19 protein-coding genes and 1 riboswitch are annotated in these 13,884 nt (G+C 72.9%); of the genes, 12 read left to right on the top strand and 7 right to left on the bottom strand.

Annotation, left to right across the window (positions count from 1 at the left end; all coding sequences use genetic code 11):
* Nucleotides 1-3 precede the first annotated feature (3 nt).
* Together ABZ956_RS19560 and ABZ956_RS19555 are read right to left on the bottom strand one after the other, a co-directional pair.
* Nucleotides 4-267 (bottom strand): DUF397 domain-containing protein, encoded by a 264-nt coding sequence (locus tag ABZ956_RS19560; RefSeq protein WP_361894842.1) that lies wholly within the window; start codon nt 265-267, stop codon nt 4-6.
* A 9-nt stretch (nt 268-276) separates the two neighbouring features.
* Complete coding sequence (locus ABZ956_RS19555) at nt 277-1,146, bottom strand: helix-turn-helix transcriptional regulator (RefSeq protein WP_361894840.1); 870 nt, start codon at nt 1,144-1,146, stop codon at nt 277-279.
* A gap of 244 nt (nt 1,147-1,390) precedes the next feature.
* On the opposite strand from ABZ956_RS19555, the gene ABZ956_RS19550 reads away from it, so the two are divergent.
* Complete coding sequence (locus ABZ956_RS19550) at nt 1,391-1,828, top strand: ATP-binding protein (RefSeq protein ID WP_361894837.1); 438 nt, start codon at nt 1,391-1,393, stop codon at nt 1,826-1,828.
* Between the two features lie 225 nt (nt 1,829-2,053).
* Here the strand turns inward: ABZ956_RS19550 and ABZ956_RS19545 are convergent, their stop codons facing one another.
* The 3 genes from ABZ956_RS19545 to ABZ956_RS19535 form a co-directional block, all read right to left on the bottom strand.
* The gene (locus tag ABZ956_RS19545) at nt 2,054-2,542 is read right to left on the bottom strand and encodes a C40 family peptidase (protein WP_361894834.1); all 489 of its coding nucleotides are present in this window, start codon (nt 2,540-2,542) and stop codon (nt 2,054-2,056) included.
* Between the two features lie 3 nt (nt 2,543-2,545).
* A riboswitch (cyclic di-AMP (ydaO/yuaA leader) is annotated at nt 2,546-2,751 on the bottom strand.
* A 284-nt stretch (nt 2,752-3,035) separates the two neighbouring features.
* Nucleotides 3,036-3,356, bottom strand: coding sequence for a hypothetical protein (locus ABZ956_RS19540; protein WP_361894831.1), 321 nt, complete (start codon nt 3,354-3,356; stop codon nt 3,036-3,038).
* Between the two features lie 5 nt (nt 3,357-3,361).
* Complete coding sequence (locus ABZ956_RS19535; protein ID WP_361894828.1) at nt 3,362-3,997, bottom strand: ATP-dependent Clp protease proteolytic subunit; 636 nt, start codon at nt 3,995-3,997, stop codon at nt 3,362-3,364.
* A gap of 66 nt (nt 3,998-4,063) precedes the next feature.
* Here ABZ956_RS19535 and ABZ956_RS19530 point away from each other — a divergent pair, with 66 nt between their 5' ends.
* From ABZ956_RS19530 to ABZ956_RS19485, 10 genes are all read left to right on the top strand, one after another.
* A complete protein-coding gene (locus ABZ956_RS19530; RefSeq protein ID WP_361894825.1) occupies nt 4,064-4,363 on the top strand; it encodes a type II toxin-antitoxin system Phd/YefM family antitoxin in 300 nt (99 codons plus the stop codon).
* A 172-nt stretch (nt 4,364-4,535) separates the two neighbouring features.
* Complete coding sequence (locus ABZ956_RS19525; protein ID WP_071964556.1) at nt 4,536-4,838, top strand: urease subunit gamma; 303 nt, start codon at nt 4,536-4,538, stop codon at nt 4,836-4,838.
* A gap of 16 nt (nt 4,839-4,854) precedes the next feature.
* Nucleotides 4,855-5,166 carry an urease subunit beta gene (locus ABZ956_RS19520; protein ID WP_361894821.1) on the top strand — a complete coding sequence of 104 codons (312 nt, stop codon included), beginning with the start codon at nt 4,855-4,857 and terminating at the stop codon, nt 5,164-5,166.
* Complete coding sequence (locus ABZ956_RS19515) at nt 5,159-6,880, top strand: urease subunit alpha (RefSeq protein ID WP_361894818.1); 1,722 nt, start codon at nt 5,159-5,161, stop codon at nt 6,878-6,880. The genes ABZ956_RS19520 and ABZ956_RS19515 overlap by 8 nt, the downstream gene beginning before the upstream one ends.
* Before the next feature lie 14 nt (nt 6,881-6,894).
* A complete protein-coding gene (locus ABZ956_RS19510; RefSeq protein WP_361894815.1) occupies nt 6,895-7,644 on the top strand; it encodes an urease accessory UreF family protein in 750 nt (249 codons plus the stop codon).
* 51 nt (nt 7,645-7,695) lie between these two features.
* Nucleotides 7,696-8,391 (top strand): urease accessory protein UreG, encoded by a 696-nt coding sequence (gene ureG, locus ABZ956_RS19505; RefSeq protein ID WP_361894812.1) that lies wholly within the window; start codon nt 7,696-7,698, stop codon nt 8,389-8,391.
* Nucleotides 8,370-9,182, top strand: coding sequence for an urease accessory protein UreD (locus ABZ956_RS19500; protein WP_361894809.1), 813 nt, complete (start codon nt 8,370-8,372; stop codon nt 9,180-9,182). The genes ureG and ABZ956_RS19500 overlap by 22 nt, the downstream gene beginning before the upstream one ends.
* Nucleotides 9,183-9,371: 189 nt before the next feature.
* Complete coding sequence (locus ABZ956_RS19495; RefSeq protein WP_361895149.1) at nt 9,372-10,955, top strand: alpha/beta hydrolase; 1,584 nt, start codon at nt 9,372-9,374, stop codon at nt 10,953-10,955.
* A 270-nt stretch (nt 10,956-11,225) separates the two neighbouring features.
* A complete protein-coding gene (locus tag ABZ956_RS19490; RefSeq protein WP_361894806.1) occupies nt 11,226-11,480 on the top strand; it encodes a hypothetical protein in 255 nt (84 codons plus the stop codon).
* On the top strand, nt 11,480-12,157 hold the full coding sequence (locus ABZ956_RS19485; RefSeq protein WP_361894803.1) for a pentapeptide repeat-containing protein: 678 nt from the start codon (nt 11,480-11,482) through the stop codon (nt 12,155-12,157). The genes ABZ956_RS19490 and ABZ956_RS19485 overlap by 1 nt, the downstream gene beginning before the upstream one ends.
* A gap of 4 nt (nt 12,158-12,161) precedes the next feature.
* Here the strand turns inward: ABZ956_RS19485 and ABZ956_RS19480 are convergent, their stop codons facing one another.
* A complete protein-coding gene (locus tag ABZ956_RS19480) occupies nt 12,162-12,992 on the bottom strand; it encodes a TIGR02452 family protein (RefSeq protein ID WP_361894800.1) in 831 nt (276 codons plus the stop codon).
* 211 nt (nt 12,993-13,203) lie between these two features.
* On the opposite strand from ABZ956_RS19480, the gene ABZ956_RS19475 reads away from it, so the two are divergent.
* Nucleotides 13,204-13,596 (top strand): SSI family serine proteinase inhibitor, encoded by a 393-nt coding sequence (locus ABZ956_RS19475; RefSeq protein WP_361894797.1) that lies wholly within the window; start codon nt 13,204-13,206, stop codon nt 13,594-13,596.
* Between the two features lie 78 nt (nt 13,597-13,674).
* On the opposite strand, the gene ABZ956_RS19470 is transcribed toward ABZ956_RS19475, so the two are convergent.
* On the bottom strand, nt 13,675-13,833 hold the full coding sequence (locus tag ABZ956_RS19470; protein ID WP_361894794.1) for a hypothetical protein: 159 nt from the start codon (nt 13,831-13,833) through the stop codon (nt 13,675-13,677).
* Between the last annotated feature and the right edge of the window lie 51 nt (nt 13,834-13,884).

Raw genomic sequence — 13,884 nt, 5'->3', positions numbered from 1 at the left:
CGCTCAACTCCGTACGGCGGTACCTCCGTCGCCGGCCCGGCGGGCGCGGCCCAGGTCCATGAGGAACGCGGACCAGGTGGCGGGCGAGAACCGCAGAACCGGCCCGGCCGTGCGCTTGGAGTCGCGCACGGCGAGCTGCCGCGGTCCCAGGCTTGCCGTTTCGACGCAGTTGTTCATGCCGGTGCTGTAGCTGCTGCGGTGCCACGCGGCGTCGCAGCGGCCGGCGTGAGCCGATGGAGAGGGTACGTACCGAGGCATTGCGGACATGTTGCCTCCTTACGCGCCGTCGCTGATCCCGGCGATGTAATCCAACGAGTTCTCGTGCGAGAGGGCGTGCGCCTGGAGCGTGGTGAACGCCGAGCCGTACGCCCGGAGGTCCTCTTTGCGCTCCAGATAGAGGCTACTCGTCAAATGGTCGAGAACAACCACGTCCAGATCGGCGATGCGCGGAAAGGAGAAGATAACGAAAGGGCCGGTGATGCCGATATGGTTTCCACTGGTGAACGGCAGCACGTGCAGCCGCACATGCGGCAGCGAACCCATGGCCAACAGATGGCGCAACTGTCCCGCTATGACCTCCGGGCCACCGACCTCGTGCCGCAGCACCGCCTCGTCGAGCACCGCGCGGAGCTGCAACGGACGCTCCCCTTCCAGCACCGACTGCCGGGCCATGCGCACCCGGACGAGCTCCTCGACCTGTTCCGCCGGCGGGTCGCACAGCGCGGCCCGGGTCACGGCCCTGGCGTACTCCCGCGTCTGCAACAGGCCGGGCACCACCGTGGTCTCCAGCGTCCGGGCGTGGGACGCCTCCGACTCCAGGCTGATGAAGTCGAGATACGCCGAAGGCAGCAGATCGCGGTAGGCGTACCACCACCCGCGCCGGGACCCCTCCGCGTCCTTGGACCCCGCCCCGCACAGCGCTCCCAGCAGCGCCCTCAGTTCCGGGTCCGAGACGCGGTACACATCCAGCAGCCGGGCCACGTCCGCGGGTTTCACGCCGCTGATGCCCGTCTCGATCCGGCTCACCTTCGACTGGTGCCAGCCGACCGCCCCCGCCGCCTCCCGGCTCGTCATCCCGGTCAGCTCCCGCTGCCGGCGCAGCTCCGCGCCGAGTTTGCGACGGCGCACCGCGGGTCCGTTCCGCATCAGCTCTCCTCCCCGCCGCTCAAATCCACTCGTCAGAGTCAATAGACCAGTCTGCCGTCCAAATCCGGTCTCTCGTAGCAGAGTTCACCGCTTCGAGCGACAGATATATCCACAATCCGGTGGATCGCGCCCATCGCACCCGTGAACAGTGGCACGCTGTCGCGAAGAGCCGTCCGGAGCCGCTTTCCGACTTCACCGCACGCCGCGCGTCGGAGTCCGGCACCGGTGGGAAAGGGACAGCGCCATGGCAGATCACCAGGAAGCAGCCGTCACTCTGCCGAGCAGCCCCGCCTCGGTCTCCGCGGCCCGGCGCTATGTCATGGACGTGCTCATGGAATGGGGCCTGCCCGCCGGTACGGACGCCGCCGACGCGGTCCGGCTGATCGTCTCCGAACTGGCCACCAACGCCGTGCAGCACACCCACGGCCGGTCGCCCACCTTTACGGTGGACGTCCGCCTCGAGCGGGGCGAGGAGCTGCGGATCGGGGTCACGGACAGCCATCCCTGTCACCCCAGGCGGCTGCCGGCCGCCGTCCAGCAGGACAACGGACGCGGTCTGGTGATCATCCGCTCTCTCACCGCCGAGCATGGCGGCGCTCTCCGCGTCACGCCGACCGCCGACGGAGGCAAGACCGTGTGGATCCGTATGCCGTGGAGGGTGCCGCCGGTGCCGGTCCGCTGAACCGGCAGCGCGTGGAGGGCCGGGCGGTGGTCCGCCCGGCCCGGCGCTCTCGTGGAGCGCGCTCCTGAACCGGTGGGTTCGCGGGTGTCGCGGGTGCCGGTGGGGCACCGGGAAGGCAGCCGGGTCCGCTGCCACGGAAGATGCGCTCGGCGCGTCGGGTGCGGCGTGGTCGAGGTCCGGCGCGATGGGTGGGTGACACCGGGCGCCGGGGCCCCGCTCGGCGGGTCAGCCGTTCACGCGGCCGTAGGAGACGCTACGGGTCCAGATGCGCTCGAGGCGGACGACCGATCCGGTCTTGGGGGCGTGCCAGATCCTGTTGTTCCCGGCGTATATCCCCACGTGGTAGACGCCACCGCGGCCGTGGAAGAACACCAGGTCGCCCCGGGTGCGGGAGAGACCGGGGATGTGCCGGACGCGGTTGTACTGGTCCTGTGCGGTGCGGGGCAGCTGCTTGCCGGCCCGCTTGAAGGAGTACTGGGTCAGCCCGGAGCAGTCGAAGCGGAAGGGACCCGTCGCGCCCCACTGATAGGGGGAGCCCGCCTTCGAGGCCGCGATCTGCAGGGCCGTGTTGGAGATGGTCGCGGCTTCCGCGTCGTTGGTGGCGCCCGGTGCCAGCACCGTGGCACCGACGGCCGCGAGAGTCAGGGCGGATTTCACGGACAGGGGCAGAGCCCCCGTCCTGGACAGCATTGAGGGACGTTTGTGCGCGCCCATGCCAAACCCTTCGTCAGCCGCCTGTGAAGGATGACCTGTCGGGTTCGGGCAGGCGAAGAATGCCCGGCCGCGTGAGCGGCTTCACCCCAAGGGACGTACGGCAGTTGTCGCTCTCCCGCCGTCCCGTCGTGCTCGGGTCCTCCATCCCTGCCGGTGCACTTATGTCGACCAGTCGCCCCGGCGGCGGCAGGGTTCGGCGTCCGCCCGGACCGCCCCGCCGCGGTGGCGGGGTCTTGTCGTCGGACGGATCTTGGCGCAGTCCCGGCGCCCAAGCCGAGCGGATCCCACCATATGTGACCCTCGTCACCTCTGGGCAATTCGGGTGGACACGGGGCGATTTGGTGGTGGTGACCCTTCCCTGCTGAGTTCGTCACCTGCGGCGAAGCGATCTCTTCGAGCGTCGAGTACGCGCACCGCCCGAAGTGATCACTGCGGGTCGTCTACGATCGCATCCGTTGTCTGGAGGAGATCGGGGGAAGAATGTTTCCGCTCCTCAGTTCGGCGGCTCCGGCGGCAACATCACCCGCCGGGCCCGGCGTTCGCCGTCCAGGACCCGCATCGCTCGCGCCAGCGTTCCCCCGTATATCTCGCGTTCGTCGCGTTCGTGCATGACCGTCAGCGCGTCGCGCAGCCCGGCGGCCGCGAGCGCGAGCGTCTGCGCGGCTCGTAGCGCACTGTACGTGCCCTGCGTGCGAGCCGGGTTGATCCGGCCGAGGAGATCCAGTACTTCCAGATAGCGGTCGACCACTTCGCCCTCGGCGCGGGTCAGGGCGGGCAGCGGCGTCAGCTCCGGGGGCCACTTCTCCGACGGCATCCGCCTCACCTCGCCCCGGCCGGCGCGCCGAGCGGCCGGCGGTCGGTGATGATCCGGTCGGCCAGGCCGTAGGCCACCGCCGCCTCGGCGTCGAGGAAGGTGTCGCGCTCGAGGTCCCGCCGCACGCGCTCCGCGTCCTGCCCGGTGTGCAGCGCCAGCATCTCCACCAGGCCGTCGCGGACCCGCAGCAGCTCCGCGGCCTGGATCGCCAGGTCCGAGGGCTGCCCCTGGACGGGTTCGGCGAGGGACGGCTGGTGGATGAGCAACCGGGCGTGCGGGAGCAGCAGGCGCTTGCCCGGGGTGCCGGCCGCCAGCAGGACGGCGGCGGCCGAGGCGGCCTGGCCCAGGCAGATGGTCTCGATGTCACAGCTGATGAAGCGCATCGTGTCGTGGACGGCGCACATGGCCCCGAAGGAGCCGCCGGGGGAATTGATGTAGAGGGAGATGTCCCGCTCGGGCGCCGCGTATTCGAGGTGCATCAGCTGCGCGATCACATCGTTGGCGGCCGTGTCGTCGAGGGGTGTCCCGAGCATGACGATGCGCTCGGAGAACAGCTTGGCGTACGGGTCCAGGGTGTGCGTGCCCAGCGCGGTGCGCTCGGTGAACTCGGGCAGGACATAGCGGGCGGCGGGTCGGTCCATGGCTGAGCCTCTCCTCGGTCGTCTGTAAAAAATGTACAGGATGTACACCTCGTTAGAATGGGGAGCATGGCCTACGAAATTCCTGTGACGCAAGCCCGAGCCGAGCTGGCGGAGCTGATCAATCGCGTTGTCTACGGCGGCGAGCGGGTCGTCGTGACGCGCCACGGGAAGCCGCTGGTCGCCCTGGTGTCCGCCGCTGACCTGCGACGACTGGAGGAGATCGACGCGGGCGGGAGTGCTGCGGACGAGCCCGTGATCAGCACGGTCACCTCGGTCCGCCCCTCGGCCCCGTCCGCTCCCGGCGAACGCCACCGCTTCGGCATCGCCGCCGAGCACCGCGACCCCGGCGACGCCCCGCGGCACTGAGGGGGGCCTGAGGGGCCCTGAGGGACGGAAGGCACCGCGTGCCACTCAGCGTCATGGCCATGTAAAGAATGAGTCAGTCCAGTTAACGCGTTGGAAAAGGTTGCGCCCTAATCTGCGACCAGTGGCCACGGGCACAAGAACCCCAGGTCAACACTGTGTTGAGGTGGGACGTATGCAACTATCCCCGCACGAGCAGGAACGACTGCTCATTCATGTGGCCGCCGACGTCGCGGAGCGGCGCAGGGCACGCGGGCTGCGCCTCAACCACCCCGAAGCGGTGGCCCTGATCACCGCGCACATCCTCGAGGGCGCCCGGGACGGACGCGGTGTGGCGGAGCTGATGTCCTCCGGGCGCAAGGTGCTCACCCGCGACGAGGTCATGGAGGGCATCCCCGAGATGCTCCACGACGTGCAGGTCGAGGCCACCTTCCCGGACGGGACGAAGCTCGTCACCGTCCACGAGCCCATCGCGTGACGGGGGAGCGACGCGGATGATTCCCGGACAGGTACTGCACGCCACCGAGCCCGTACGGCTCAACGAGGGGCTGCACCGCACCCGGCTCGTCGTGCTCAACGCCGCCGACCGGCCCGTACAGGTCGGCTCCCACTACCACTTCGCCGAGGCCAACCCCGGCCTGCGCTTCGACCGGGCGGCCGCGCGCGGCAAGCGGCTGGACATCGCCGCCGGCACCGCCGTGCGCTTCGAGCCGGGCATCCCCGTCGAGGTCGACCTGGTCCCCATCGGCGGCAAGCGCGTCGTCGAGGGCCTGCGCGGCGAGTGCGGGGGACCGCTCGATGCCTGAGCTCGCCCGTGCCGACTACGCCGACCTGTACGGGCCGACCGCCGGCGACCGCGTCCGGCTCGCCGACACCGACCTGTTGATCGAGATCGAGGAGGACCGCTGCGGCGGCCCCGGCCGCGCCGGGGACGAGGCGGTCTTCGGCGGCGGCAAGGTCATCCGCGAGTCCATGGGACAGTCCCGCGCGACGCGTGCCGAGGGCGCCCCCGACACCGTCATCACCGGGGCCGTCGTCCTGGACCACTGGGGCGTGGTCAAGGCCGACGTCGGCCTGCGCGACGGCCGGATCACCGGCGTCGGCAAGGCCGGCAACCCCGACACCATGGACGGCGTCCACCCCGACCTCGTCATCGGCCCCGAGACCGAGATCATCGCCGGCAACGGCCGGATCCTCACCGCCGGCGCCATCGACGCCCATGTCCACTTCATCTGCCCCCAACTGGCCGACGAGGCCCTCGCCTCCGGCATCACCACCCTCGTCGGCGGCGGCACCGGGCCCGCCGAGGGCAGCAAGGCCACGACCATCACCCCCGGCTCCTGGCACCTCGCCCGGATGTTCGAAGCCCTGGAGGGGTACCCGCTCAACATCGGCCTCCTCGGCAAGGGCAACACCGTCTCCTACGACTCGATGCGCGCCCAACTGCGCGCGGGGGCCGTCGGATTCAAGATCCACGAGGACTGGGGCGCCACACCGGCCGTCATCGACGCCTGCCTGAGCGTGTGCGAGGAGAGCGGCGCCCAGCTCGCCATCCACACCGACACCCTCAACGAGGCCGGATTCGTCGGCGACACCCTCGCCGCCATCGCCGGCCGCACCCTGCACGCCTACCACACCGAGGGCGCGGGCGGCGGGCACGCGCCCGACATCATCACCGTGGTCTCCGAGCCCAACGTCCTGCCCAGCTCCACCAACCCCACCCGGCCGCACACCGTCAACACCGTCGACGAACACCTCGACATGCTGATGGTCTGCCACCACCTCAACCCGGCCGTCCCCGAAGACCTCGCCTTCGCCGAGTCCCGCATCAGGCCCGGCACGATCGCCGCCGAGGACGTCCTGCACGACCTCGGCGCGATCTCCATCATCTCCTCCGACTCCCAGGCCATGGGCCGCATCGGCGAGGTCGTCCTGCGCACCTGGCAGACCGCGCACGTGATGAAGAAGCGGCGCGGCGCCCTGCCCGGCGACGGCCCCGCCGACAACGCCCGGGCCCGGCGCTACGTCGCCAAATACACCATCAACCCGGCCGTCGCCCAGGGCCTGGACCACGAGATCGGCTCCGTCGAGCCGGGCAAGCTCGCCGACCTGGTGCTGTGGGACCCGGCGTTCTTCGGCGTCCGGCCGCAGCTCGTCATCAAGGGCGGCCAGATCGCCTACGCGCAGATGGGCGACGCCAACGCCTCCATCCCCACCCCCCAGCCCGTCCTGGCGCGCCCCATGTTCGGCGCGCTGGGCCGCGCCCCCGCCGCCAACTCCCTCAACTTCGTCACCCAGTGGGCCATGGACGACGGCCTCCCCGAGCGGCTCGGCCTCGGCAAGCGCTTCACCCCCATCCGCTCCACGCGCGGCGTCACCAAGGCGGACATGCGCAACAACGACGCCCGGCCCCGCGTCGAGGTCGACCCCGACACCTTCACCGTCACCGTCGACGGAGAGGCCGTCGAGCCGCGGCCGGCGGTGGAACTGCCGATGGCCCAGCGGTACTTCCTCTTCTGACGCGGGGTGTCGACATGACCGTTCACCGGGCCCGCCCGCTCACCACCCCGCCCGACGGCACCGGCCCCACGGGCGCACCGGCCGCCACGGGTGGGCTCGGCGCCCTGCTCGTGCTCGCGGACGGGCGCTTCCCCGCCGGCGGCCACGCGCACTCGGCAGGCGCCGAAGCCGCCGTGAAGGCCGGGAGGGTGACGGACGCCGCGACCATGGCGGAGTTCTGCCGGGGGCGGCTGCACACCGCCGGGCTGGCCGCGGCCGGACTCGCCGCCGCGGCCGCGGCCGGGCTCGACCCGCTGCTGCTCGACGAGGCCGCCGACGCCCGCACCCCCTCCCAGGCCCTGCGCACCGCCGGCCGGCGGCTCGGCCGCCAGATGATGCGCGCCGCACGCGCCGCGTGGCCGTCCCCCGCCCTCGACGCCCTCGCCGCCGGCCGGCCGCGCGGCGCCCACCAGCCGGTCGTGCTCGGCCTCGCCGCGCGCGCCGCCGGACTGCGCCCGCCGGCCGCCGCCTACGCCGCCGCGTACGAGTCGGTGAGCGGACCCGCCACCGCGGTCGTCCGGCTGCTGAGCCTCGATCCGTTCGCCGCGACCGCCGTGCTGGCCCACCTGGCGCCGGAGCTCGACCGGGTCGCCGAACGCGCCGCCGAGGCGGCGCGGCGGGCCCGGTACGAGGGCCTCGACGCCCTGCCCTCGCCTTCCGCGCCGTTGCTCGACATCACCGCCGAACAGCACGCGGCGTGGCCCGTACGGCTCTTCGCCTCGTAAGCCGTCGGGCTTCCCCGCTCCCCTTGCTCCCCTTTGACTCCCGGAGGAACCGTGCACCTCGACCACCCCGACGCCTTCCCCCACCGGCACACCTACAGCGCCGCCTCCCCCCTGCGCCCCGACGGGAACCGGCGTGCGCTGCGCGTCGGGCTCGGCGGGCCCGTCGGGTCGGGGAAGACCGCGACCGTCGCCGCGCTGTGCCGGGCCCTGCGGGACGAGCTGTCCATCGCCGTCGTCACCAACGACATCTACACCCGCGAGGACGCCGAGTTCCTGCTGCGCAACGCCGTGCTGCCGCCCGAGCGCATCACCGCCGTGGAGACCGGGGCCTGCCCGCACACCGCCATCCGCGACGACATCTCCGCCAACCTCGAGGCCGTGGAGGACCTCGAGGACGCCGTCGGCCCGCTCGACCTCGTCCTCGTCGAATCCGGCGGCGACAACCTCACCGCCACCTTCTCCAAGGGCCTGGTCGACGCGCAGATCTTCGTCATCGACGTCGCCGGCGGCGACGACATCCCCCGCAAGGGCGGCCCCGGCGTCACCACCGCCGACCTCCTCGTGATCAACAAGACCGACCTCGCCCCCTACGTCGGCGCCGACCTCGAAGGCATGGCCCGCGACGCCAAGGCCCAGCGCGGTGAACTGCCCGTCGCCTTCACCTCCCTGGCCACGGAAGGCGGAGTGGCGCCCGTGCGCGACTGGGTGCGCGCTCAGCTGGCCGCGTGGACCGCGCCCACGCCGTGAGGGCCGCCACCCTTCCGGCGTCCGGCCACGGGCTACGCGCCGCCGCCCGCGTCGTCGCCGCGCCCGACGGCAGGGGCGGCACCGCGCTGCCCGTGCTCGAGGGCGGCGGCCCCTTCGCGCTGCGCCGGCTGCGCCCCTGCGGGCCCGAGGCCCGGGTGGCGCTCGTCGGGGCCATGAGCGCGCCGCTCGGCGGGGACCTGCTCGGGCTCACCGTGGAGATCGGCGCGGGCGCGGCGCTGCGCTTCACCACCACCGCCGCCACGATCGCCCTGCCGGGCCGTACGGGGGCGCCCGCCGCCTACGACACGCTCATCGGCGTGGGTGAGGGCGCGCGCCTGTGCTGGCTGCCCGAACCGCTGATCTCGGCCCGGGGCAGCGACCTGCGGACGACGACCCGCGTCGACCTCGCCGCCACCGCCCGCCTCGTGCTGCGCGAGGAGCAGGTCCTGGGCCGGGCGGGGGAGCGGCCGGGGCGGCTGGCCGCCCGGCTGACCGTGCGCCGTGCCGGGCGCCCGCTGTTCGACCAGGAGCTGTGCTACGGGCCCGGGGCGCCCGGCTGGGACGGCGGCGCGGTGCTCGGCGGGCACCGCGCCGTGGGCCAACTCCTCGTCGTCGACCCCGGCTTCGGCACGCACCCGGTGGCGCCCCGGCCGCTCGGCGGGACGGCCGCCCTCACCCCACTCGCCGGCCCGGCCGTGGTGGTGAGCGCGGTGGCACCGGACGCGCTGGCCCTACGCAAAATGCTTGATTCCGCGCTATCCGAGCTGAATGCCATAACTCGGATGTTTTAAAGGGAGTTGGGGCGAAGGGCGCCTCATGTGCCGCTCCGTGTTTCGTCGTGTTTACGTGTTGGTAAAGAACGCCCTTCCGCCCTGTCCTTTGTGGCATGGGAGGCGAAAGGATTCCCCCTTGCAGACCGCGTGATCACAGCCGCCTCGGGCGGCACTCAGCAGGGGGATTCCTACGTGAGACCAAACGCGATATCCATCGCGGCCGGCACCGTCGTGGCCGGTACGCTCGTCGCCGGGTTCCTGACCGCCCCGGCGGCCGGCGCGGCGCAGGCGGTGCCGGGCGGCGCCGCCGAGGCCAAGGGCGTGAAGATAGCCGCCGAGCGGGCGGAGAAGGCCGGTGTCGACTGGCAGGACTGCCCGGCCGACTGGGGCCTGGAGAAGCCCATCCAGTGCGGCTTCGTGACCGTCCCGGTCGACTACGCGAAGCCCGACGGCCGCACCATCAAGATCGCCGTGGACCGTGCCCGTTCCACCGGCACCGCCGAGGAGCGCCAGGGCTCGCTCGTGTACAACCCCGGTGGCCCCGGCGGTTCCGGGCTGAAGTTCCCGCGCAAGGTGACGACCAAGAACCCGCTGTACGCCAAGACCTCGAAGGCATACGACTTCGTCGGCTTCGACCCGCGCGGTGTGGGCCGCTCCGCCCCCATCTCCTGTGTCGACCCCCAGGAGTTCGTCAAGGCCCCCAAGGCCGACCCGGTGCCCGACAGCGAGGCCGACAAGCGCGCCCAGCGCAAGCTGGCCAAGGAGTACGCCGAGGGCTGCGCCGAGCGCAGCGGCGACCTCCTGCCGTACCTCACCACGCCGAACACCGCCCGGGACCTGGACGTCATCCGCGCCGCCCTCGGCGACAAGAAGCTCAACTACCTCGGCGTCTCCTACGGCACCTACCTCGGCGCCGTCTACGGCACGCTCTTCCCGTCCCACGTCCGCCGCATGGTCGTCGACAGCGTCGTCAACCCGGCCCGGGACAACATCTGGTACAAGGCCAACCTCGAGCAGGACATCGCCTTCGAGGGCCGCTTCAAGGACTGGGAGAGCTGGGTCGCCAAGTACGACTCCGTCTTCCACATCGGCGACACCCGCGACAAGGTCCAGCAGGAGTGGGAGAAGCTCCGCGCCGCCGCCAAGAAGCAGCCCATCGGCGGCGTCGTCGGCCCCGCCGAGCTGATCAGCTTCTTCCAGAGCGCCGCCTACTACGACTCCTCCTGGATCTCGGTCGCCGACACCTGGAAGAAGTACCGTGCCGGTGACGAGAAGGCGCTCGTCCAGGCGGCGGGCCCGGACATGGGCGACACCGCGGGCAACATCGCCTCGGAGAACGGCAACGCCGTCTACACCGCGGTCGAGTGCGCCGACGCCAAGTGGCCCACCAGCTGGCGCAAGTGGGACCGCGACAACACCCGCATCCACCGCCAGGCCCCCTTCATGACCTGGTCCAACGCCTGGATGAACCTCCCCTGCGCGACCTGGAAGGGCCCGCAGTACAACCCCGTCGAGGTCACCACCCACAAGGGCCTGCCGGCGACCCTCATCGTCCAGGCCGACCGTGACGCCGCCACCCCGTACGAGGGCGCGCTCGAGCTGCACAAGCGCTTCCGCGGCTCCCAGCTGATCGTGGAGAAGGGCGCCGGCTCCCACGGCGTCACGGGCCTGAAGAACCCGTGCGTCAACGACCGCGTCGACGCCTACCTCCTCACCGGCAAGACCGACGGCAAGGACGTGACGTGCACCCCGCACGCCACCCCCGAGCCGCCCAAGGCCGCCGCCAAGTAACGCGGAAGCCGCTTCACCGCACGGTGACGCCGCGCCCCGGTCCGACATGGGCCGGGGCGCAGCACTATGGCACGCCCGGCCGCCCCGGGTACCCGGTTCGGCGGTTTTTGGCCATACCCGCCCCCACTGCTGGCAGGTTACGGGGGAACGGCCCGGGGAACGCGGTCCGCGCGGGGGCCAGGGGAGGGGTGGCAGGTGGGGGTGTGGGCGGCATGCCTGTGGGGGCTCGCGGGTGCGGCTCTCTCGGAGGGAGTCGGGCTGCGGACGGCGATGCGGAGCGCGCGCGGCTTTCCGTGGACGTGCGACGGCCGGGCCGAGTCGGCGCCGTACGCCGCGGCGGTGCTCATCCGCTGCGGGCTGGGAGCCGGCCTGGCCCTGGCGTGCGCCGCCTCGCACCAGCTCGTGGGGCCCTTCGGCGCCGCACTCGTGGGGATGACCGCGCCCCGGCTGCTGATCCAGCTCGCCCAGTCGGCGTCCCTGCCCGGACGCACGGACGACCGGGCCTCGCGGGGGAGGTGCGAGTGATGCCCGCCGACTCGTTCCTGAGGCGGGTCCTGGACCGCCTCGTCGCCGCGGCGCCCCGGCCGGCCGCCGCCGTGGCCCTGCACGGCCGGTTCGCCTGGCTGCGTGCCGCGCTCGCCTTCCGCCCCGTCCTCGACATCCGCCCCGGGGCCCCTCTCTCAGGTCTCTCGGGCGCCGACCTGCGGGGCATGGACCTCCGCGGTACGAGCCTGGCCCGGGCCTGCCTCGCCGGGGCCGCCCTGGAGGGCGCCGACCTGTCCGGCGTCGACGTGAGCGGCGCCGAACTGCGCGGCGCCGGCCTGCGGTACGCGCTGCTGGCCGGAACCACCCTGGACGGTGCGCGCTGCCACGCCGCCGACCTCACGGCCGCCGACCTCAGCGGGGCCCGGCTGCGCGGCGCCCTCCTGACCGGTTCCGCCCTGACCGGCGCCCGCCTCAGGGCCGCCGACCTCACCGGCGCCGACCTGAGCGGGGCCCGGCTGCAGGACGCGGACCTGACCGACGCCGACCTGACCGGCACCCGCGTGGACGGGGTCTGGTGGTCCCTGCACACCGTGTGGCCGGCGGACAGGTGCGCCGCGATCTGGCTGCGGTCGGACGAGGTGGGGCCCGGCCTCTTCAGGATCAGGCCGGACGGAGCCCGGGAGGAGCTGCCCGCGCCGGACCCCGCCCTGGTGTGAGCCCTCAGCGCCCGTGCGGTGTGAACGCCGAGGCGAACGCCGCCCGGACCGGGGAGTCGGCGCGGCGGTCCAGGACCGCGAAGACCACGCGCTCGAAGCGGTCCGCGAACCGCCCCTCTCCCCTGAGATGGCCGGCGAAGGCCGCCGCGACCTGGTGCGGGTCGTTCTGGAAGACCCCGCATCCCCAGGCGCCGAGCACCAGTTGACGGTAGCCGTGTACGGCCGCGACCTCCAGGACGCGGCCGGCGCGCTCCGCCAGCACCGCCGGGATGCGGCCGCTCTCGCCCGGGGTGCGCCGGGCGATCACACCGGCGTTGGGCGCCGGCGAGGTCAGGAAGCCCGCCACGTAAGGGGTTTCGAGGAGGGCGTTGCGGTCGTCGCGGAAGACGGGGACGCCGGGGGAGTGGATGACGCGGTGGCTGTAGAACGGGCTCGGGTCGGCGCGGTGCGCAGCGTAGTACTCCGGGGCCTCACGCAGGCACGTGTACAGCGCCGAGCCGCGGCACAGCGCCTCCTCCTGGGCCTGGGCGCCGTTGAGGTAGCCGCCCCCGGGGTTGCGGGCGGAGGCGAAGTTGAGGACCGCCACCGTGCCGTCCGCCGCCAGCCGGCGCGAGGCGTCCAGGCTGCCCTCACCGGTGACTTCGAACGCCGTCGCCGCCACGGGACGGGCGGCCTCCGGCACGGTCAGCGGGGCGGGCCCGTACAGCAGGGTCCCGCGCCTCGCCCGCCCGACCTCGGCGGCGATGTCCACCGTCCGGCCGCCGGGCGTGGTGTAGCGGCCGGAGCCGACGATCACCTCCGTCAGCCGCGCGACCTCGCGCAGTCGCGCACTCATGCGTCGTCCCTCGTCAGAAGCTGTGTCACAAGCGCCGAGCGTAGGGCCGCCGGCACCCGGGCCGCGAGGGGTTTTCCGCAGGTCACCCCCCACGGCCGACCGAGTGGCCCGGGACCCCCACACGGGTGACGGCCCGGTGCGGCCGCTTGCCGCGCGAGCGCGTGCGCGGTGGCCTGGCGCGGGTACCCGCGCGCCCCTGGAGGCACCACCCATGTCCGTACGTACCACCGCGGCCCTCGCGGCGACCGCCACCGCCCTGCTCACCCTGCCCCAGGCCCCGGCGGGGGCCGACGACATGGACGGGGGCCGGGTGCTGCTCACCGTCTCCGGTGCCCAGAGCACCTGGATCCGCGGCGTCCAGCTCGTCTGCCCCGGGCCGGGCGGCCACCACCCCCGCGCGCCCGAGGCCTGCGAGAGCCTGCGCCGGGCGGGCGGCAAGCCGGACGCGCTCACCGGGGACAGCCATGCGGTGTGCGGCAAGGAGGAGGACCCGGTCACCGCGACCGCCGACGGCGAATGGCGCGGCGTCGCGGTCGCCTGGCGCAAGACCTTCCCCAACCTCTGCGCGCTGGAGTCGGCCACCGGCCCCGTCTTCCGCTTCTGACGGGCCGGGCAGCCGGCCGCGGGCGTGGGCGTGGGAGGCCGGACCCCGGCCTCCCGGAGGTCCACCTCGCGCGCCCCGTCACGTACCGCGGGCCGCCAGCGTCCCTATGGTCGCCAGTCCCAGGACCACCCACGTGAACCACAGCCACCCGTTGCTGCCGAGCGTCACGGTGTAGGCGGTCACCAGAACCAGCGCGCCGACGGTCAGCGTCGCCATCGTTCTCGCAGATCCGGGCATCCCCGCACCTTCCTCACGGCGGCCCCGCCGGAGAAATACGCGAGGGCCGCG

Source organism: Streptomyces sp. NPDC046261 (genome assembly GCF_040646235.1).
Classification (GTDB): Bacteria; Actinomycetota; Actinomycetes; order Streptomycetales; family Streptomycetaceae; genus Streptomyces.
This window is presented reverse-complemented; position numbering and strand designations above follow the sequence as displayed.

Bases quoted from the DNA above. Each gene is read 5' to 3' on its own strand.
- ABZ956_RS19560 (WP_361894842.1), bottom strand. From the start codon at position 267: ATGTCCGCAATGCCTCGGTACGTACCCTCTCCATCGGCTCACGCCGGC.
- ABZ956_RS19555 (WP_361894840.1), bottom strand. From the start codon at position 1,146: ATGCGGAACGGACCCGCGGTGCGCCGTCGCAAACTCGGCGCGGAGCTG.
- ABZ956_RS19550 (WP_361894837.1), top strand. From the start codon at position 1,391: ATGGCAGATCACCAGGAAGCAGCCGTCACTCTGCCGAGCAGCCCCGCC.
- ABZ956_RS19545 (WP_361894834.1), bottom strand. From the start codon at position 2,542: ATGGGCGCGCACAAACGTCCCTCAATGCTGTCCAGGACGGGGGCTCTG.
- ABZ956_RS19540 (WP_361894831.1), bottom strand. From the start codon at position 3,356: ATGCCGTCGGAGAAGTGGCCCCCGGAGCTGACGCCGCTGCCCGCCCTG.
- ABZ956_RS19535 (WP_361894828.1), bottom strand. From the start codon at position 3,997: ATGGACCGACCCGCCGCCCGCTATGTCCTGCCCGAGTTCACCGAGCGC.
- ABZ956_RS19530 (WP_361894825.1), top strand. From the start codon at position 4,064: ATGGCCTACGAAATTCCTGTGACGCAAGCCCGAGCCGAGCTGGCGGAG.
- ABZ956_RS19525 (WP_071964556.1), top strand. From the start codon at position 4,536: ATGCAACTATCCCCGCACGAGCAGGAACGACTGCTCATTCATGTGGCC.
- ABZ956_RS19520 (WP_361894821.1), top strand. From the start codon at position 4,855: ATGATTCCCGGACAGGTACTGCACGCCACCGAGCCCGTACGGCTCAAC.
- ABZ956_RS19515 (WP_361894818.1), top strand. From the start codon at position 5,159: ATGCCTGAGCTCGCCCGTGCCGACTACGCCGACCTGTACGGGCCGACC.
- ABZ956_RS19510 (WP_361894815.1), top strand. From the start codon at position 6,895: ATGACCGTTCACCGGGCCCGCCCGCTCACCACCCCGCCCGACGGCACC.
- ABZ956_RS19490 (WP_361894806.1), top strand. From the start codon at position 11,226: ATGCGGAGCGCGCGCGGCTTTCCGTGGACGTGCGACGGCCGGGCCGAG.
- ABZ956_RS19485 (WP_361894803.1), top strand. From the start codon at position 11,480: ATGCCCGCCGACTCGTTCCTGAGGCGGGTCCTGGACCGCCTCGTCGCC.
- ABZ956_RS19480 (WP_361894800.1), bottom strand. From the start codon at position 12,992: ATGAGTGCGCGACTGCGCGAGGTCGCGCGGCTGACGGAGGTGATCGTC.
- ABZ956_RS19475 (WP_361894797.1), top strand. From the start codon at position 13,204: ATGTCCGTACGTACCACCGCGGCCCTCGCGGCGACCGCCACCGCCCTG.
- ABZ956_RS19470 (WP_361894794.1), bottom strand. From the start codon at position 13,833: ATGCCCGGATCTGCGAGAACGATGGCGACGCTGACCGTCGGCGCGCTG.